Genomic DNA, 18,294 nt, shown 5'->3' with positions numbered 1-18,294 from the left:
AAGCTACGGAGTGGTTGTCACGGGGCTGTGCGGACCAGCCTGCGGCTGGCAATCGGCTATCCGTCGGTTGTGTAACGGATGAGGGAACGGGGTAGAGGGAGCGGGCCATTTGCCCTTGTGTGGGGCGATTTGTCCCGCCTGGTCTTTCGTAACGTACGCGCGGGGACTGTGAACTGGCTGAGCGTCAGCCCAGCGGCAGCCGGTACAGACCGCCGGGCAGCGGTTCCACCAGGCCGTCCGCGACCAGTCCGTCGAGCGCGCGGGCCCGCTGCACCGGCTCGTGCCACACCCGGTCCAGCGCCGCCTGCGGCACCGGCGTGTGTGCCTCCCGCAGCACGGCCAGCAGCTTGCCGCGCACCTGCCGGTCCGTGCCGGCGTACGTCTGCCCGCGCCGCGGCGGCCCCGCGTGCTCCGGCTTGCCCGCGAGCCGCCAGGCGCACTGGGCGGCGATCGGGCACCGCTGGCACCCCTCGTTCTTCGCCGTGCACACCAGCGCGCCCAGCTCCATCGAGGCGGCGGCCCAGCGCGCGGCGGTCCGCTCGTCCGCGGGCAGCAGCTCGCGCGCCAGGCGCCGCTCGGCGGCCGTGGTGGCGTTCGGCGGGTACCGCACACCCGTCACCGCCCGGGCGATGACCCGGCGGACATTGGTGTCCAGCACCGCGTGCCGCTGCCCGTAGGCGAACGACGCCACCGCGGCGGCCGTGTACTCGCCGATGCCGGGCAGCGCCAGCAACTGCGCGTGATCCGTCGGCACGTCGCCGCCGTGCCGTTCCGTTATGGCGACCGCCGCGCCGTGCAGGCGCAGCGCGCGGCGCGGGTAGCCGAGCCGGCCCCAGGCGCGCACCGCCTCGCCCGGCGCCTCCTTCGCCAGGTCGGCGGGGCGCGGCCAGCGGACCAGCCACTCCTCGTAGACGGGCAGCACCCGGTTCACCGGGGTCTGCTGAAGCATGAACTCGCTGACCATCACACCCCATGGACCCGCCTCCGGGCGGCGCCAGGGGAGGTCACGGGCATGGGCGTCGAACCAGGCGATCACGGGGGCGTGGAGCTTCTCAGTCATGGCCTTCCGATCCTGCCACGGGTTGGCGGGCCGACGACGTGAGCGCGCGGTCACCGAGCGTGCCGATACGTGAAGAACCGCACCGTCCAGTGCAGTTACCAAAATGATGATCGGGAAAAGTTGGCCGTGGCGCGGCGGGTGAAGCGAGCGCGCGCGGTGATCTCTCGTACAGTTTGGGCCGTGGGATCTCTGCGCAATCCGGTCGGGCCGCTTCCCTCCTCCATCTACTGGCGTCGGAGGGCCGTCATGCTGTCCGTGTTCGCCTTGCTGGCGCTGGTGATCACTTGGATCGTCACCGCCGGCGGCGGGGGCGGAAGGAAGGACACCGGCGGGGCGGACGGCAAGAATCCCACCCACACCATCACGCCGGGGCCCTCCTCGTCCGGGCCCGCGATCAGCCAACGCCCGGGCGGACGCGACGATTCGGGCGGCGACGGCGGCTCCGGGTCCGGCGGCGGCTCCGGTGACGGCGGCGGTTCGGCGGGGACGGCCGGCAACTCCGGTGGCTCCGCGGGCTCCTCGGGGTCTGCCGGCTCCGCGGGCGGTACGGGCGGTGCGTCCGGCGGTGGCGCCGTCGCCGCGGCCGACGCGCTCCCGGGCTCCTCCGCGCTGCCCGACTGCACGTCCGGCGCGGTGGTGTTGAACCTGCGCAGCGTGCGCAACTCCTACTCGCCGGACCAGACGCCGACGTTCGAACTCACCGCGAAGAACGCCTCGTCGGCCGACTGCAAGGTCGATCTCGGCCCGAAGAGCGCGGTGTTGACGATCACGCCGGCGGACGGGGAAGACGCGTACTGGGCGTCGGACGACTGCCCCGAGGGCCCGGGGAGCCTGGTGTTCCGGGTGCCGGCCGGCCAGACGATCACGTACACCGTGAAGTGGGACCGCAAGCCGAGCACCGCGCACTGCGGGACGCCGTCCGGCGGGCCGGCGAAGACGGGCACCTACCTGCTGGAGGCCAAGGCACCCGGCTTCGCCAAGGCGCAGGCTTCCTTCGTGCTGTCGGCGGACTAGCGGTACCGGCAGTACCAGGGGTACTGGCGGTACGGCCTGGAGCGTCGCCGGCACGGCCGGCCGGTGGGCGGCCGCCGGGTCAGACGTACCGCTCCAGGATGGAGGACTCGGCCAGGCGGGACAGGCCCTCCCGGACGCTGCGGGCCCGGGCCTCGCCCACGCCGTCCACGGCCTGGAGGTCGTCCACGCTCGCGGCCAGCAGCTTCTGCAGGCCCCCGAAGTGCTCCACCAGCCGGTCGATGATGGCGCCCGGCAGCCGCGGCACCTTGGCCAGCAGCCGGAAGCCCCGCGGCGACACTGCCGAATCGAGCGACTCGGGAGACGCGGTGTAGCCCAGCCCGCGCGCCACCGTGCCCAGCTCCAGCAGCTCCGCGTGGGACAGCGCGTCCAGCTCGGCCAGCGCCTCGCCGACCGTGCGGGACCGCTTCGCCGTCGGCTCGGGCACATAGTCGCGCACCACCAGCTCGCGGTCCGGCTCGACGCCCGCGATCAGCTCCTCGAGCTGGAGCGCGAGGAGCCGGCCGTCCGTGCCCAGCTCGACCACGTACTCGGCGATCTCGGTGGCGATACGGCGGACCATCTCCAGCCGCTGTGCGACCGCCGACACGTCCCGGACCGTCACCAGGTCCTCGATCTCCAGCGCCGACAGCGTGCCCGCGACCTCGTCCAGCCGCAGCTTGTACCGCTCCAGGGTGGCCAGCGCCTGGTTCGCGCGGGACAGGATCGCCGCCGAGTCCTCCAGGACCCGGCGCTGACCGTCCACGTACAGGGCGATCAGCCGCATCGACTGGGAGACCGAGACCACCGGGAAGCCGACCTGCTTGCTCACCCGGTCCGCCGTGCGGTGCCGCGTGCCGGTCTCCTCGGTCGGGATCGTCGGGTCCGGGAGGAGCTGCACGCCCGCGCGCAGGATCTTCGACAGGTCCGACGACAGCACGATGCCGCCGTCCAGCTTGCACAGCTCGCGCAGCCGGGTCGCGGTGAACTCCACGTCCAGCACGAAACCGCCCGTGCACATCGCCTCGACCGTCTTGTCGGAGCCGAGCACGATCAGGCCGCCGGTGTTGCCGCGCAGGACCCGCTCCAGGCCGTCCCGCAGGGGCGTGCCCGGTGCCACGGCGCTCAGCGAGGAGCGCATCAGGCCATCGGTACCGGCACTCCCACCGGACTTTCCGGGAGCTGCTGCCCGGTCGTTGGCTGCCACTGCACTCCTCCGGTCGCAGGTTCTGACGCCCTCCCGCACCCGCACTCGGTTCGTACGGACGGGCGAGACCAGGGCAAAGTCTACCGGCGCTCCTCCGCCTCCCGTGGGGCCTCCCGGCGACGGGAGCGCGGCAGAACCCGCAGCGCGTCCCCCATGTCGGCGACTTCCAGGACCTTCATGCCGGCCGGCACCTTCCCCGGATCGGTCGGTACGAGCGCGTGCGTGAAGCCCAGCCGGTGCGCCTCGGAGAGCCTGCGCTGCACGCCCGTGACCCGCCTGACCTCGCCCGCGAGACCCACCTCCCCGATCGCCACCAGGTTCTTCGGCAGCGGGGTGTCGCTCGCGGCGGAGGCCAGGGCGAGCGCGATGGCGAGATCGGCGGCGGGCTCCGACAGCTTCACGCCGCCGACCGTCGCGGAGTAGATGTCCCGCTTGCCCAGCGCGCTGATCCGGCCGCGCTGCTCCAGCACCGCGAGCATCATCGACACCCGGGAGGTCTCCAGACCGGATGTCGTCCGCCGCGGGGAGGGGATCTGGGAGTCCACGGTCAGCGCCTGCACCTCGGCCACCAGCGGACGGCGGCCCTCCAGGGTGACGGTCAGGCAGGTGCCCGGCACCGGCTCGGCGCGGCGGGTCAGGAACAGGCCGCTGGGGTCGGTGAGGCCCGTGATGCCCTCGTCGTGCAGCTCGAAGCAGCCGACCTCGTCCGTCGCCCCGTACCGGTTCTTCACGCCGCGCACCAGGCGCAGCCGCGCGTGCCGGTCGCCCTCGAAGTGCAGCACGACGTCCACCAGGTGCTCCAGCAGGCGGGGGCCCGCGATGGCGCCGTCCTTCGTGACGTGTCCCACCAGCAGCGTGGACATGCCGCGTTCCTTGGAGGCGCGGATCAGGGCGCCGGCCACCTCCCGGACCTGGGCCATGCCGCCGGGCGCACCCTCGATCTCGGGCGAGGCGACCGTCTGCACCGAGTCGAGGATCAGCAGGGACGGCTTGACCTCGTCCAGATGGCCGAGGACGGCGGCCAGGTCCGTCTCGGCGGCCAGATACAGATGGTCGTCCAGGGCGCCGATGCGGTCGGCGCGCAGCCGCACCTGGCTCGCCGACTCCTCGCCGGTGACATAGAGGGTGCGGTGCTCGGCGCTGGCCGACTTGGCGGCCACGTCCAGCAGCAGGGTGGACTTGCCGACGCCCGGCTCGCCCGCCAGCAGCACGACCGCGCCCGGCACGAGTCCGCCGCCGAGCACCCGGTCCAGCTCGGGCACGCCGGTGGTGCGGGCGGTGGCCTGCCGGCCGTCGACCTGGCCGATGGGCACCGCGGAGTGGGTCACCCGGCCCGGCGCCGTCGTCCGGACCGCGGGCGTGCCGTACTCCTCGACCGTGCCCCAGGCCTGGCATTCGGGGCAGCGGCCGAGCCACTTGGCCGTCTGCCAGCCGCACTCGGTGCAGCGGTAGGACGGACGGTCCTTGGTGGTCTTGGTACGGGCAGCCATGCGGAAACCGTAGCCCCCGGCACTGACAACGGGACCGGGGGACCGCCGCCGGACGGCCCGGGACACGGAAGAGCGACCCGGTCTCGGCCACCAGCCGTCGGTATCCGGACGCGGAACAGAGCGTTCCTGTCCCCTTATGAGGGATCGTTTCACCCGTACGGATTAAAAGTGCTCAAGGTGCCCGAAGGGGCACTCCGCGGCCGCCTACGGTCGCACGGGTGATGAGCAGCAGTCCGGAGACCACCGCCGCCCGCAGGACCGGAGCGCACCGCGCGTCGCGTGCGGCGGAACGTGAGGCGCGCGAGGCGCGTGAAGCGCGCGACCGCGCCGCCGCGCGCGCCGTCGCCGAGCGCACGCCGGCGCGCTACGAGCCGTACCTGGACGGCCTGTTCACCTACTGCCTGTCGGTGCTGTGCGACCACGACGCGGCCACCGCCGCCCTCGGCGACGCCCTCGCCGTGGCCGGGCGCCGCGGCCACCGGTCCGCCGCGGCCGCCGACGACCCCAGGGCCTGGCTGTACGCGCTGGCCCGCTGGGCCTGTCTGCGCGAGCTGGCCGAGGCCAGGCAGAAACGTCAGGCCACCCACGCGGCGGGCCGTCCGGGCGGCGCGGGCGCGGACGGGACCGCAGAGGGCGCCGGGGCGGAGGCGGCCGGCCAGGGCACCGGCACCGCCGCGGAGGCGTCCCCGTCGGCCGAGGCGCGGGAGCGGCGGCGCCGCGAACTGGCGCTGCTGGCCTGGCCGGAGGCGGCCGGCACCACACCCGAGCAGCGCGAGGCCCTGGAACTCGCCGTCCGCCACCGCCTCGCCGCCCACGAGGTCGCCGCCGTCCTCGGCCTGGAGCCCGCCGCCGCGCGGGAACTGCTCGCCTCCGCCGCCTGCGAGGTGGAACGCACCCGGGCGGCCCTCGCCGTGGTCGACGCGGGCGGCTGCCCCGGTGTGGCCCACCTCACCGGCGACAGCCGGCTGGTCCTGAGCACGGCCCTGCGCCAGGAGCTGGTCCGGCACGTCGACGACTGCCCGCGCTGCCGCCGCACCGCCGAGCGCGCCGCGTCCGGCCACTGGCCCGGCGCCACGGTCACCCCGGCCGAGCTGCCGGTCCTCCAGGCCCCGCGCACGGCCCTGCGCGCGGCGCCGGCCCGCCTCCCGCGCGCGCGGGGCGCGGCCGTGCCCCGCTTCGACCGGCGCGGCTTCCCGATGGACCCCAAGGACCGCGCGGCCCGCCGCGACCGGCTGCGCGCGCGAGCCGTCACCACGACGGTGGTCGCCACGGTCGTCGCCGCGCCCGTGCTCGCGCTCTGGGCCGCCTACCGGGGCGGGCCGGCCGGCGAGGACGACGGCCGCCCGGCGACCGCGCGCGAGGCGCAGAGCCCCGAGGCGCTCGGCGGCGGCCCGGGCGGCGGCTACGCGAACGCGGGGAACGCCGGCGTGAAGCCTGGGCCGCGCACCGGCGCGAACGGCACGGCGGACGTCTCCGTGGAGGTGGTCGGCATCGGCGGCGCGGGCGGGAAGGACGCGGCCCGGCTCGCCGTCAGCGCGGCCAACGACGGCGACACGACGCTGATCACGCTCACCGCCTCCGGCGCCTCCGGCGCCTCCGCCCTGCGCTGGTCGGTGTCCACCCCGGCCGCCTGGCTCTACTTCAGCCGGTCTGCGGGCACCCTCGGCCCCGGCCGGACGGTGACGGTCCGGGTGTACGTCGACCAGTTGCGCGAGCCGTCCGGGCACTGGCACGCGCGGGTGGCGGTGGCCCCGGCGGGCGCGGTGGTCTCCATCGACGGCCACGGCACGGCGCCGGCCCGCCCGGCCCCCCGGCCGTCGCCCGTCCCGCCCTCGCCCCCGCCCGGCACACCTCCGGGCAGCCCGCCGGCCAGCCAGGCCCCGCCCTCCCCGGAGCCCACGCCGGCCCCGACGACCCCGCCGCCCACCGAGTCCCCGGCACCCACACCGACCCCGTCGGACCCGGAGACACCGAGCCCCGCGGAAAGCTAGGCCCTCGCGTCCGGATCACGCCGGGCGGGCAGCGAGGTCCCGCCCCCGGTCACGGCGCCGGGTCGGCCGGGTGCGGGGCCACCAGGGGGAGCTGGGAGGCCAGCCGCTGGGCGCACAGTTCGGCCAGGCGGTCGTAGCCGGCCTTGCCCATCAGCTCCGTCAGCTCGGCCCGGTAGGAGACGTACACCGGCTCGCCGGCGCCGTGGGCCGAGGTCGCCGAGGTGCACCACCAGTGCAGGTCGTGGCCGCCCGGCCCCCAGCCCCGCCGGTCGTACTCACCGATGGACACCTGGAGCACGCGCGTGTCGTCCGGCCGGTCGATCCAGTCGTAGGTCCGCCGGACCGGCAGCTGCCAGCACACGTCCGGCTTGGTCTCCAGCGGCTCCCGCCCCTCCTTGAGGGCCAGGATGTGCAGCGAGCAGCCCGCGCCGCCCGCGAACCCGGGCCGGTTCTGGAAGATGCACGAGCCCTGGAAGGGCCGGGTCTGCCGGGAGCCCTCCTCGTCCTCGGCGATCCAGCCGTCCCGTGTGCCCTCGGCGTGGTGCTGCCAGATCTCCGGAGTGAGCCGCGCCACGTGCCCGGCGACCCGCTTCTCGTCGTCCTCGTCGGAGAAGTGCGCGCCCAGCGTGCAGCACCCGTCGTCCGCGCGGCCCGCCTGGATGCCCTGGCAGCCGCTGCCGAAGATGCAGTTCCAGCGCGAGGTCAGCCAGGTCAGATCGCAGCGGAAGACCTGCTCGTCGTCGGCCGGGTCCGGGAACTCCACCCAGGCGCGGGCGAAGTCGAGCCCCTGCTCGTCACTCATCTTCGCCTCCTTGAGAGCTTTGGCGGCTTTCGCTCCGGCTTTCAGGACCTTGTCGGCCTTGCCGGGCTTGTCGCTTTTGCTGGAGTTCGCCTTTTTCGTCTTTGGCACTCGTCCAGGGTAAGTGGCCGGGTGCCACCGGGAACACCGAGGACGGACGTTCTCGCAGTAGCGTTCCGCATATGAGACTCGGTGTCCTGGACGTGGGTTCGAACACGGTGCATCTGCTGGTGGTGGACGCCCACCCCGGCGCCCGCCCGCTGCCCGCGCATTCGCACAAGGCCGAACTCCGCCTCGCCCAACTCCTCGACACCGACGGGGCCATCGGCGACGAGGGCGTCGACCGGCTGATCGACGTCGTACGGGACGCGCTCCAGGCCGCCGAGGACAAGGGCGTCGAGGACCTGCTGCCGTTCGCGACCTCCGCCGTGCGCGAGGCCCGCAACGCCGACGCCGTCCTCGCGCGCGTGGCCGACGAGACCGGCGTACGGCTCCAGGTCCTCAGCGGAGCGGAGGAGGCCCGGCTCACCTTCCTCGCCGTACGCCGCTGGTTCGGCTGGTCCGCCGGGAAGCTGCTGGTCCTGGACATCGGCGGCGGCTCCCTGGAGATCGCCTACGGCATCGACGAGGAACCGGACACGGCGGTCTCCCTGCCGCTCGGCGCCGGCCGCCTCACCGCCGGCCGGCTGCCCGGCGACCCGCCCGCCGCGGCGGACGTCCGCGCCCTGCGCCGGTACGTCCGCACGGAGATCGCCCGCACGGTCGGCGAGTTCGCCCGCTTCGGCGCCCCCGACCACGTGGTCGCCACCTCCAAGACCTTCAAGCAGCTCGCCCGGATCGCCGGCGCCGCCCGCAGCGCCGACGGCCTGTACGCGCAGCGCGAACTCAAGCGCGAGTCCCTGGAGGCCTGGGTCCCCAGGCTGGCCGGCATGACGGCCGCCCAGCGCGCGGAGCTGCCCGGCGTCTCCGAGGGCCGGGCCGGCCAGCTCCTCGCGGGCGCCCTGGTCGCCGAGGCCGCGATGGACCTGTTCGGCGTGGAGAGCCTGGAGATATGCCCCTGGGCGCTGCGCGAGGGCGTGATCCTGCGCCGCCTCGACCACATGGGCCCGGTGTGACCTGCCCGGAGGGACGCGCGGGGACCGGCCGGGAGCCCGCCGCGCACCCGCCCGCATGGCATACCTCACACCGGCGAGCAGCCTCCGGACACCCGGGCGGGCCGACGCCGTAAGGTGTCGGAGTGGTGGCTGAACGAACGGACGTGGACGTGCGCATCGCGCTGTCGACCGCCTCCGTCTACCCGGAGTCGACGGCGACGGCCTTCGAGATCGCCGCGCGCCTCGGATACGACGGCGTCGAGGTCATGGTGTGGACCGACCCCGTCAGCCAGGACATCGAGGCACTGCGCCGCCTGTCGGACTACCACGGCATGCCCATCCTGGCCGTGCACGCCCCCTGCCTGCTGATCACCCAGCGCGTCTGGTCCACCGACCCCTGGACCAAGCTGCGGCGGGCGCGGGCGGCGGCCGAGAAACTGGGCGCCTCCACCGTCGTCGTCCACCCGCCGTTCCGCTGGCAGCGGCAGTACGCCCGGGACTTCGTCACCGGGATCTGGCGGATGGCGGACGAGACGGACGTGCGGTTCGCCGTCGAGAACATGTACCCGTGGCGCTACCGCGACCGCGAGATGCTCGCCTACGCCCCCGACTGGGACGTCACCCACGACGACTACCGGCACTTCACGGTCGACCTCAGCCACACGGCGACGGCCCGCTCCGACGCCCTGGACATGGTCGACCGCATGGGCGACCGGCTCGCGCACGTCCACCTCGCCGACGGCCGGGGCTCCGCCAAGGACGAGCACCTGGTGCCCGGCCGCGGCACCCAGCCCTGCGCCGAACTGCTGCACCGCCTGGTGCGCACCGGGTTCGACGGCCATGTCGTGCTGGAGGTCAACACCCGGCGGGCCATGTCCGGCGCCGAGCGCGAGGCCGACCTCGCCGAGGCGCTCGCGTTCACCCGCGCCCACCTGGCCGCCGCGGTCCGGGTGCCCCGGCGATGACCCAGCCCGCGGCCCCGCGCCGCCGGGGCCGCCCGCCGCGCACCGAGTCCGCCGGCACCCGCGACCGCATCCTCACCGCCGCCCGCGAGGAGTTCTCCGCGCGCGGCTACGAGAAGACGTCCGTACGCGGCATCGCCAAGGCCGCCGGCGTGGACGCCGCGCTCGTCCACCACTACTTCGGCACCAAGGAACAGGTTTTCGAGGCGGCCATCGAGGTCGCCTTCGCGCCCGCCCTGCACGCGCCGGAAGCGATCGCCGACGGCCCGCTGGACGAGGTCGGCGAGCGGCTCGTCCGGTTCACCTTCGGCATCTGGGAGGACCCCGCCACCCGGACACCGCTGCTGGCGATCCTGCGCTCGGCCGTCACCAACGACACGGCCGCCGCCGTCTTCCGCCGCATGGTCGCCGCCCAGCTCGTCAGCCGCATCGCCGCCCAGCTCCGGCAGCCGGACGCCGAGCTGCGCGCCGAGCTGGCCGCGGCCCAGCTGGTGGGCTGCGCCCTGCTGCGGTACGCCGTCAAGGTGGAGCCGCTGGCCTCGGCCGACCTGGAGCAGCTCGTCGCCCGCCTCGCTCCCGTCGTACAGCGCCATCTGACGGCTCCGTGAAACAGCCGTCCCGCGATACGGACACCTTGTCCCGCCAGCTGGATGACCGGCGTACGCTCGAAGCAGCCACACCCGTCTGAAGGAGCGAGCGACGATGCCCCAGCTGAGGTCCCGCACAGTCACCCACGGCCGCAATATGGCGGGCGCCCGCGCCCTGATGCGCGCCTCCGGTGTACCCGGTGCGGACATCGGCCGCAAGCCCGTCATCGCGGTCGCCAACTCCTTCACCGAGTTCGTGCCGGGCCACACCCACCTCCAGCCCGTCGGCCGGATCGTCAGCGAGGCGATCAAGGAGGCCGGCGGCATCCCGCGCGAGTTCAACACCATCGCGGTCGACGACGGCATCGCCATGGGCCACGGCGGCATGCTGTACTCCCTGCCCTCCCGCGACCTGATCGCGGACTCGGTCGAGTACATGGTCGAGGCGCACTGCGCCGACGCCCTGGTCTGCATCTCCAACTGCGACAAGATCACCCCGGGCATGCTGATGGCGGCCCTGCGGCTGAACATCCCGACGGTCTTCGTCTCCGGCGGCCCCATGGAGTCCGGCCGCGCCACCCTGGTCGACGGCACGGTCCGCACCCTCGACCTGGTCGACGCGATCTCCGACGCCGTGAACGACAAGATCTCCGACGAGGACATCCTCCGCATCGAGGAGAACGCCTGCCCGACCTGCGGCAGCTGTTCCGGCATGTTCACCGCCAACTCGATGAACTGCCTGACCGAGGCCATCGGCCTCTCCCTGCCCGGCAACGGCTCGGTCCTCGCCACCCACACCGCCCGCCGCGCCCTGTACGAGAACGCGGCCCGCACGGTCATGGACCTCACCCGCCGCTACTACGAGCAGGACGACGACACCGTCCTGCCCCGCACCATCGCCACCTTCCAGGCCTTCGAGAACGCCATGGCCCTGGACATCGCGATGGGCGGCTCCACCAACACGATCCTGCACCTGCTGGCCGCCGCCCAGGAGGCGGGCGTCCCGTTCGGCCTGGACGAGATCGACGCCGTCTCGCGCCGCGTGCCCTGCCTGGCGAAGGTCGCCCCGAACGTCGCCAAGGACCGCACGTACTACATGGAGGACGTGCACCGCGCCGGCGGCATCCCGGCCCTGCTCGGCGAACTGCACCGCGCGGGCCTGCTCAACGAGGACGTGCACGCCGTGCACAGCCCCTCGCTGGCCGACTGGCTGAAGACCTGGGACATCCGCGGCGGCTCGCCCTCGCCGGAGGCGGTGGAGCTGTGGCACGCGGCGCCCGGCTGCGTCCGCTCCGCCGAGGCGTTCTCCCAGTCCGAGCGCTGGGAGGCGCTGGACGAGGACGCCGAGAACGGCTGCATCCGCTCCGCCGAGCACGCCTACTCCAAGGACGGCGGCCTGGCGGTCCTGCGGGGCAACCTGGCGGTCGACGGCTGCGTGGTGAAGACGGCCGGCGTGGACGAGTCGATCTGGACCTTCGAGGGCCCGGCCGTGGTCTGCGAGTCCCAGGAGGAGGCCGTCCAGCGCATCCTCACCCAGGAGGTCAAGGACGGCGATGTCGTCGTCATCCGCTACGAGGGCCCCAAGGGCGGCCCCGGCATGCAGGAGATGCTGTACCCGACCTCGTACCTGAAGGGCCGCGGCCTCGGCAAGACCTGCGCCCTGATCACCGACGGCCGCTTCTCCGGCGGCACCTCGGGCCTGTCCATCGGCCACGCCTCCCCCGAGGCGGCCTCCGGCGGCACCATCGCCCTGGTCAAGGACGGCGACCGCATCCGCATCGACATCCCGAACCGGACGATCGAGCTGCTGGTCGACGACGCCGAGCTGGCCCGCCGCGCGCAGGCCCTGAACGGGGTCTACGCCCCGAAGAACCGCGAACGCAAGGTCTCCGCCGCCCTGCGCGCCTACGCCGCGATGGCCACGAGCGCGGACAAGGGCGCGGTCCGGGACGTGTCCCTGCTGGGCTGACCGCCGGCCGCCACAGCCGACGCCGCGGTGGCCGCCTCCGCTTGGAGGCGGCCCCCGCGCCGTCCGCGGGCGTTCACCAGGCCGCCGGCGCCCGGCCGTCCACGGTGAAGACGGTGCCGTCCGGCGCGGCGGCGCAGACGCGGTCGCCTACGGGCACCGGAGACGGCGGAGTGCTCACGACCCGCGCCGCGTGGGCGCCCAGCCGCGCGCGGGTCTGCCCGACGAGCCGCCCAGCGCGGGCGTCGACGGCGAGCAGCCGGCCGTCGCTCGCGGTGAAGTACACCCGGCCGTCCCGCACGACGGGCACCGAACCCCGGCTCACCGACGTCTCCAGGTGCCACAGCCGCCGGCCCGCCGCCACGTCCACCGCGTCCAGCGAGCCGCCGGTGGCCAGCACATAGGCCACGTCCCCGTGCACGGTGGCGTGCGCCCCGTCGAGCACGACGGGCAGCGCGACCCGGCGGACGGTTCCCGGCCCGGGCGTGTAGCGGACGATCTCCCGGGCGCCGTAGCCGCTGTCGACGGCCAGGAAGTACACCGAACCGTCGGCCCGGGCGCCGAACGGCTTCAGCCAGCCCCGCAGCCGTACGTCCCACCGCACCCGGCCGGTGCGCGGGTCCAGCGCGCTCACCCGGGTGCTCGACCCGTCGGCCGCCGTCCGCGTCGCGTACGCGCTCCCGTCCGCCGCCCCGGGGAAGGTCACGAAGGACGGCGCGCCCTGACCCGGGACCGCCGTCCGCCACCGGGTGGCGCCGGTCGCGCCGTCCACACCGGTGACCGTGCCGTCGGGTCCGGTGAGCAGGGCCGTGTCACCGGCGTACCGGACCGTCGTCCCCGTGGGCAGCCGGCGCCGCCACACCTCCGCGCCGGAGGCCGGGTCCAGGCCGGCGAGCCGTGGTCCGCCGTCGGTGTAGGGCTGCACCAGGCCGCCCGCGACGACCGGCGGCCCGCTCGGGGACCGGGTGCCGACCGGGTGCCGCCACAGCAGCCGGCCGTCGGACACCGCGAGCGCGAAGACGGCACCGGGCCGTGCGCACAGCAGCTTCCCGGCGCCGTACGCGCACAGCGGCATGCCGGCGCCGTCGGCCGCCGGCCGGGCCGTCCAGCCGCCGGAAGCCGCCGCCAGGTCCGGCGCGCTGCCCGGCTGATCGTTTCGTCCCGAGACCCAGACACCGGCGAGGGTGCCCACCAGCGCCAGCCCGAGGACCGCCGCCGCCAGCACGACCGCGCGCCGCCGGCCCACACGCCACGCGGACCGCCACCAGGCCACCGCGGACCCGGGCGGGGTCTCGGGCCTGGCCCCGGGGCCGGTTTCCGGTCCGGTCCCGGGACCGCTCTCCGGTCGGCTTCCGGGTCCGTTCTCCGGTCCGGTCCTCACCGAGGAGACCGGGCCGGACCGCAGCGCGGCCCCTGACGGCGACTCGCCCGCGGACTCCGCCGCCGGCCCGTCCCCGCCCGCCCGCTGTGCCGGTATGAACGCCTGGGTGTCGTACGAGGCCGCCACCGAGCGCAGTTCCCGCATCAGCTCGTCCGGCGTGGGCCGGTCCTCGGGCTCCTTGGCGAGGCACCGCCGCACCAGCACCGCGAGTCCGTCCGGCACGCCGGTCAGATCGGGCTCGTCGTGCACGACCTGATAGGCCACGACGTACGGACTGTCGGAGTCGAACGGCCCCCGTCCGGTCGCCGCGTGCACCATCACCGAGCCGAGCGCGAAGATGTCGGCGGCCGGACCGACCTCGCGTGGCCGCCGGAACTGCTCGGGCGCCATGAACGGCGGCGTGCCGATCAACTTGCCCGTCTCGGTGCGCAGTTCGCTGTCCGTCGGCCGGGAGATGCCGAAGTCGATGACCTTCGGGCCGTCCTCGGCGAGCAGCACGTTGCCGGGCTTCAGATCCCGGTGCACCACGCCGACCCGGTGGATGTCGCGCAGCGCCTCGGCGAGCCCGGCCATCAGCCGCCGCAACTGCTCCGGCGCCATCGGCCCCGTCCGCTTCACGTGTTCCGCGAGGGTCGGGCCCGGGATGAACAGGGTGGCCATCCAGGGCCGCGCGGCCTCCGGGTCGGCGTCGACCACGGGCGCCGTGAACGCACCGCTGACCCGGCGCGCGGCGGCCACCTCCTGCCGGAAACGGCCCCGGAACTCGGGATCCCGGGCGAACTCGGCGTGCACGACCTTCACCGCGAGCCGCATCCCCGAGGTGCTCCGGGCCAGGTGGACGACGCCCATGCCACCGGAGCCCAGACAGGACTCCAGCCGGTAGTGGCCGCCGTACTCGGGAAGTTCCGCTTCCGCGCTCGTCCCGGTGTTGCGCCGTGGCGCCATGGACCACCCCCGTGCTCTTCGTCCGTGCGCGCGACGCACGGAGCCTAGTCGAAGACTCGTACGGGACAGAGGCGGCTTGCTAGCGTCTGGGGGCGAGTCGCGCGCGGCCGTGCCGCGCCGGCTTGCACCGAGTTCGGGGAACCAACGGGGGAGGACCACTTTCATGTCTGTCGAGCGTGCGCAAGAGACGACGAGCGCGGCCGGGGGCCAGGACGGGACGGCCACGGGGGCGGTGGCGGCCGTCCGCACCTACGCCGTCGCCCCGGGTGTCCGGCTGAACGTCCGCAGCGGCCCGGGCACCCAGTACAACCTGGTCCGCGTCCTGCCCGAAGGCGTCAGCGTCCCGATCTACTGCCAGACACCCGGCACGACCGTCACCGGTCCCTACGGCACCACCAAGATCTGGGACCTCATCGACAGCGGCGAATACGTCTCGGACGCGTACGTCCACACGGGCAGCGACGGCTACATAGCCCCACGCTGCAGCTGACCCGTCCCACCGGCTCCGCCTCGGCCACCGGCCCCACCCGGCCCGTCGGTCCGGCCCCGGACGGGAGGCGGTGGGTGGGCGGAGCCATAATCGAGGCGTGAGCGACGACGTGAGCGGCACCCCGGACAGCCCGGCCGGTTCCACCGGCGAAGCGGCGCGGGGCGAGGGTCCCCGGCCCGAGCCCCTGCGCTTCTTCGGCACGTCCTGGGTGCACCACGACAACGGCTACGCGGCCCGCCGCGCCGGTGTCGCCGCCGGCTCCCTCGCCGCGGCCGCCGCCTCCTGCCTGGTGCTCCGCCTCGCCTACGACGGCATCCGGATCGCCGACACCGGCTCCCTGGTGTCCGTGCTGGTCGTCGTCATGTTCGCGATCTGCAGCGCGCTCGCCTTCCGCAACACCTGGGAAGGCTTCGGCAAGCGGCCCGACCCGCAGCGCCAGGCCTCCCTGCGCGGCCTGCTCGCCATCGGCTTCGTCGGCTCCCTCCTCGCCTACTTCTTCCGCTCCCTCATCGAGGCCCCGGGCGAGAAGCTGCACCGCGAGGAGTACGAGCAGGCCCGTGAGGCCCACGCGCGCCGCACCACCCGCCGCACCGGCAACCCGTCCCGCAGGAAGCGCCGCCGCTGAACACGCGCCGCCGCTGAGCCACCGCCCGAGGCGGGCTCTTCGACTCCGCCGCCCAGCACGCCGGGAACCGCCCCGCCCCGCTGCCGGCCCCGGCACAACCGCCGCGCGCCGCCCCCGTTCCGCTCACCGGACAACCGGCCCGCGCACCGCCCGCCGGTGCCAGACTGAGCCGCATGAGCCAGAAAGTCGCAGTCCTCGGCACCGGCAAGATCGGCGAAGCCCTGCTCAGCGGAATGATCCGGGCCGGCTGGGCGCCCACCGATCTCCTGGTCACCGCACGCCGCCCGGAACGCGCCGAAGAACTCCGCGCCCGTCACGGAGTCACGCCGGTCAGCAACACCGAGGCCGCCAAGACCGCCGACATCCTGATCCTCACGGTGAAGCCGCAGGACATGGGCACCCTCCTGGACGAACTCGCCCCGCACGTGCCCGCCGACCGCCTGGTCATCAGCGGCGCCGCCGGCATCCCCACCTCCTTCTGCGAGGAACGCCTGCCCGCGGGCATCCCCGTCGTCCGCGTCATGACCAACACCCCGGCCCTCGTCGACGAGGCCATGTCGGTCATCTCCGCCGGCAGCCACGCCACCGAGCAGCACCTCGCGCACGCCGAGGAGATCTTCGGCGGCGTCGGCAAGACCCTCCGCGTCCCCGAGAGCCAGCAGGACGCCTGCACCGCGCTGTCCGGCTCCGGCCCGGCCTACTTCTTCTACCTGGTCGAAGCCATGACCGACGCCGGCATCCTGCTCGGCCTGCCCCGCGACAAGGCCGCCGACCTCATCGTCCAGTCCGCGATCGGCGCCGCCGTGATGCTCCGCGACAGCGGCGAGCACCCCGTCAAGCTCCGGGAGAACGTCACCTCCCCGGCCGGCACCACGATCAGCGCCATCCGCGAGCTGGAGAACCACGGCGTACGCGCCGCCCTCATCGCCGCCCTGGAAGCCGCCCGCGACCGCAGCCGCGAACTCGCCACCGGCACGAAGGACTGACCGGCCCGCCCCGCACCCCGTGGGCGGCCCACCCGCCGCCCACGGAAGAGGGGAAAGTGCGAGCGGAGAACGGGCGCGCGCCCGGCCGGCGGACCGGACCGCCGTAGCGCTTACCGCGCCACGCTCAGCGCACTCTCCGCCACCGGCGGCAGCAACCCGATCGCCCGGTAGGCCCTGTCGACCGTGGGCCGTGCCACCGCCCGCGCCTTCTCCGCGCCGTCCAGCAGCACCCCCTCCACGTACGCCGGATCGGCGCACAGCTCCCGGTGCCGGGCCCGCACCGGCCGCAGCACCTCCACCACGGCCTCCGCCGTGTCCTTCTTCAAAGCGCCGTACGAGTCGTATCCGTCCGCCAGCGACGCCGGATCCCCGCCCGTGCACGCGGCGAGGACATCGAGCAGGTTCGCGACGCCCGGCCGCTCCTCCCGGTCGTAGACGACGTCCCGTCCGCTGTCCGTCACGGCCCGCAGCACCTTCTTGCGCACCACGTCCGGCTCGTCCAGCAGATAGACGACCCCGTTGCCCGAGTCGTCGGACTTCCCCATCTTCCGCGTCGGGTCCTGAAGGTTCATCACCCGCGCCGCCACCTGCGGCAGTGTCGCTCTCGGCACCACGAACGTGTGCCCGTACCGCTCGTTGAACCGGACCGCCAGGTCCCGGGTCAGCTCGACGTGCTGCGCCTGGTCCTCGCCGACCGGCACCTCGTCCGTGCGGTACGCCAGGATGTCCGCCGCCATCAGGACCGGATACGTCAGCAGCGACAGGCGTACGCTCCCGCCGCGTCCCCGTTCCCTCGCGGCCTTCTCCTTGTACTGGATCATCCGCCGCATCTCACCGTCGGTCGCCACGCACTCCAGCAGATACGACAGCCGCGTGTGCTCGTCGACGTGGCTCTGCAGGAACAGCGTGCACACCTCGGGATCGAGCCCGGCCGCCAGCAGCAGCGTCGCCGTCTGCCGGCTGAGCCTGCGCACCCGCGCCGGATCGTGCTCCACGGTCAGCGCGTGCAGGTCCACCACACAGAACAGCGAGTCCGCCCGGTACTGGTCGGCCTCCGCCCAGCGCCGCATGGCCCCGAGGTAGTTGCCCAGGGTCAGGTGCCCGGTCGGCTGAATCCCGCTGAAGACCCGAGTCATCTCCACTCCACCTTCTGGTCGGGGCCGCCGCTCCTGCGGCCGGCCCCCGGTTCCGGAGGGAGAGACGAGAACGGCCGCCGAAGCGGCGGCCGTTGCGTGCATACGTGCGTGCGGCCGCCGTCAGGCGGCCCACCAGAAACGGGTGCACGTACGCGTCATCACGCCCTCCACCGTACGCGCCGGGAGGGTGTCCCGGGCAGAGTTGACACACCTCGCACCCGTGCGTACTGTTCTCCGGGTTGTCCGACGTGAGCGCCGACCTCGGTCGGTCCCCGGACAGCCACTCCACAAGCACCACTCACTCTCTCGACGCCCAGGTGTCGACTGTATTGGCGTGTGTATTTGCGGAATGAGGAATCCGCGTTCGAAAGGACGCCGGCCCCGATTAGCTCGGGAGCCAGGAATCCGCTAAAGTCTCACTCGTCGGAAGGGCCCAACAGCCCGGAAGACAAACCCCGCTGACCGGGGATCGGACGCCGAAAGGATCTGATAGAGTCGGAACCGCCGGAAAGGGAAACGCGGAAGCGGGAACCTGGAAAGCACCGAGGAAATCGGATCGGAAAA

15 protein-coding genes are annotated in these 18,294 nt (G+C 73.9%); 9 read left to right on the top strand and 6 right to left on the bottom strand.

All coding sequences use genetic code 11. The features are described from left to right. Positions 1–184 precede the first annotated feature (184 nt). A complete protein-coding gene (locus tag ACH4OA_RS06220; protein WP_365876560.1) occupies positions 185–1,060 on the bottom strand; it encodes an A/G-specific adenine glycosylase in 876 nt (291 codons plus the stop codon). Positions 1,061–1,240: 180 nt separating this feature from the next. Between ACH4OA_RS06220 and ACH4OA_RS06215 the strand changes: the two genes are divergently transcribed. Continuing rightward, positions 1,241–2,074 carry a hypothetical protein gene (locus ACH4OA_RS06215; RefSeq protein ID WP_397967885.1) on the top strand — a complete coding sequence of 278 codons (834 nt, stop codon included), beginning with the start codon at positions 1,241–1,243 and terminating at the stop codon, positions 2,072–2,074. 79 nt (positions 2,075–2,153) lie between these two features. Here the strand turns inward: ACH4OA_RS06215 and disA are convergent, their stop codons facing one another. Next, a complete protein-coding gene (gene disA, locus ACH4OA_RS06210) occupies positions 2,154–3,278 on the bottom strand; it encodes a DNA integrity scanning diadenylate cyclase DisA (RefSeq protein ID WP_365876556.1) in 1,125 nt (374 codons plus the stop codon). An 80-nt stretch (positions 3,279–3,358) separates the two neighbouring features. Next, positions 3,359–4,768, bottom strand: a complete 1,410-nt coding sequence (gene radA / locus ACH4OA_RS06205) for a DNA repair protein RadA (protein WP_365876554.1) — start codon at positions 4,766–4,768, stop codon at positions 3,359–3,361. A 221-nt stretch (positions 4,769–4,989) separates the two neighbouring features. Here radA and ACH4OA_RS06200 point away from each other — a divergent pair, with 221 nt between their 5' ends. Continuing rightward, positions 4,990–6,759, top strand: a complete 1,770-nt coding sequence (locus tag ACH4OA_RS06200) for a hypothetical protein (RefSeq protein WP_397967884.1) — start codon at positions 4,990–4,992, stop codon at positions 6,757–6,759. Positions 6,760–6,808: 49 nt separating this feature from the next. On the opposite strand, the gene ACH4OA_RS06195 is transcribed toward ACH4OA_RS06200, so the two are convergent. Continuing rightward, positions 6,809–7,669 (bottom strand): hypothetical protein, encoded by an 861-nt coding sequence (locus ACH4OA_RS06195; protein WP_397967882.1) that lies wholly within the window; start codon positions 7,667–7,669, stop codon positions 6,809–6,811. 71 nt (positions 7,670–7,740) lie between these two features. Between ACH4OA_RS06195 and ACH4OA_RS06190 the strand changes: the two genes are divergently transcribed. The 4 genes from ACH4OA_RS06190 to ilvD all read left to right on the top strand — a co-directional run bounded on the left by ACH4OA_RS06190 (position 7,741) and on the right by ilvD (position 12,170). Further along, entirely contained in the window at positions 7,741–8,673 is a 933-nt protein-coding gene (locus tag ACH4OA_RS06190) for a Ppx/GppA phosphatase family protein (protein WP_365876547.1), read from the top strand. A 125-nt stretch (positions 8,674–8,798) separates the two neighbouring features. After that, entirely contained in the window at positions 8,799–9,617 is an 819-nt protein-coding gene (locus ACH4OA_RS06185; protein ID WP_365876545.1) for a sugar phosphate isomerase/epimerase, read from the top strand. Beyond that, on the top strand, positions 9,614–10,222 hold the full coding sequence (locus ACH4OA_RS06180; RefSeq protein ID WP_397943444.1) for a TetR family transcriptional regulator: 609 nt from the start codon (positions 9,614–9,616) through the stop codon (positions 10,220–10,222). Before ACH4OA_RS06185 ends, ACH4OA_RS06180 begins: the two co-directional genes overlap by 4 nt. Positions 10,223–10,316: 94 nt before the next feature. Then, positions 10,317–12,170, top strand: a complete 1,854-nt coding sequence (gene ilvD, locus ACH4OA_RS06175) for a dihydroxy-acid dehydratase (RefSeq protein WP_397967880.1) — start codon at positions 10,317–10,319, stop codon at positions 12,168–12,170. A 73-nt stretch (positions 12,171–12,243) separates the two neighbouring features. Here the strand turns inward: ilvD and ACH4OA_RS06170 are convergent, their stop codons facing one another. Then, the gene (locus ACH4OA_RS06170; protein WP_397967878.1) at positions 12,244–14,493 is read right to left on the bottom strand and encodes a serine/threonine-protein kinase; all 2,250 of its coding nucleotides are present in this window, start codon (positions 14,491–14,493) and stop codon (positions 12,244–12,246) included. 163 nt (positions 14,494–14,656) lie between these two features. Here ACH4OA_RS06170 and ACH4OA_RS06165 point away from each other — a divergent pair, with 163 nt between their 5' ends. The 3 genes from ACH4OA_RS06165 to proC all read left to right on the top strand — a co-directional run bounded on the left by ACH4OA_RS06165 (position 14,657) and on the right by proC (position 16,594). Further along, complete coding sequence (locus tag ACH4OA_RS06165) at positions 14,657–14,983, top strand: SH3 domain-containing protein (RefSeq protein ID WP_365876536.1); 327 nt, start codon at positions 14,657–14,659, stop codon at positions 14,981–14,983. 97 nt (positions 14,984–15,080) lie between these two features. Next, positions 15,081–15,608 carry an EamA/RhaT family transporter gene (locus ACH4OA_RS06160; RefSeq protein ID WP_397943437.1) on the top strand — a complete coding sequence of 176 codons (528 nt, stop codon included), beginning with the start codon at positions 15,081–15,083 and terminating at the stop codon, positions 15,606–15,608. Positions 15,609–15,781: 173 nt separating this feature from the next. Further along, a complete protein-coding gene (gene proC, locus ACH4OA_RS06155) occupies positions 15,782–16,594 on the top strand; it encodes a pyrroline-5-carboxylate reductase (protein WP_397943435.1) in 813 nt (270 codons plus the stop codon). Between the two features lie 110 nt (positions 16,595–16,704). Here the strand turns inward: proC and trpS are convergent, their stop codons facing one another. Then, the gene (trpS, locus tag ACH4OA_RS06150; RefSeq protein ID WP_397943433.1) at positions 16,705–17,730 is read right to left on the bottom strand and encodes a tryptophan--tRNA ligase; all 1,026 of its coding nucleotides are present in this window, start codon (positions 17,728–17,730) and stop codon (positions 16,705–16,707) included. Positions 17,731–18,294 lie beyond the last annotated feature (564 nt).

Origin of the sequence: Streptomyces sp. NPDC017095, from assembly GCF_044332325.1 — a bacterium.
Classification (GTDB): domain Bacteria; phylum Actinomycetota; class Actinomycetes; order Streptomycetales; family Streptomycetaceae; genus Streptomyces.
Note: the sequence above shows the minus strand (reverse complement) of the source record. Positions and strands in the feature narration are given on the sequence as shown.

Bases quoted from the DNA above. Each gene is read 5' to 3' on its own strand.
- trpS (WP_397943433.1), bottom strand. From the start codon at position 17,730: ATGACTCGGGTCTTCAGCGGGATTCAGCCGACCGGGCACCTGACCCTG.
- ACH4OA_RS06165 (WP_365876536.1), top strand. From the start codon at position 14,657: ATGTCTGTCGAGCGTGCGCAAGAGACGACGAGCGCGGCCGGGGGCCAG.
- ilvD (WP_397967880.1), top strand. From the start codon at position 10,317: ATGCCCCAGCTGAGGTCCCGCACAGTCACCCACGGCCGCAATATGGCG.
- radA (WP_365876554.1), bottom strand. From the start codon at position 4,768: ATGGCTGCCCGTACCAAGACCACCAAGGACCGTCCGTCCTACCGCTGC.
- ACH4OA_RS06200 (WP_397967884.1), top strand. From the start codon at position 4,990: ATGAGCAGCAGTCCGGAGACCACCGCCGCCCGCAGGACCGGAGCGCAC.
- ACH4OA_RS06220 (WP_365876560.1), bottom strand. From the start codon at position 1,060: ATGACTGAGAAGCTCCACGCCCCCGTGATCGCCTGGTTCGACGCCCAT.
- ACH4OA_RS06170 (WP_397967878.1), bottom strand. From the start codon at position 14,493: ATGGCGCCACGGCGCAACACCGGGACGAGCGCGGAAGCGGAACTTCCC.
- proC (WP_397943435.1), top strand. From the start codon at position 15,782: ATGAGCCAGAAAGTCGCAGTCCTCGGCACCGGCAAGATCGGCGAAGCC.
- ACH4OA_RS06190 (WP_365876547.1), top strand. From the start codon at position 7,741: ATGAGACTCGGTGTCCTGGACGTGGGTTCGAACACGGTGCATCTGCTG.
- ACH4OA_RS06180 (WP_397943444.1), top strand. From the start codon at position 9,614: ATGACCCAGCCCGCGGCCCCGCGCCGCCGGGGCCGCCCGCCGCGCACC.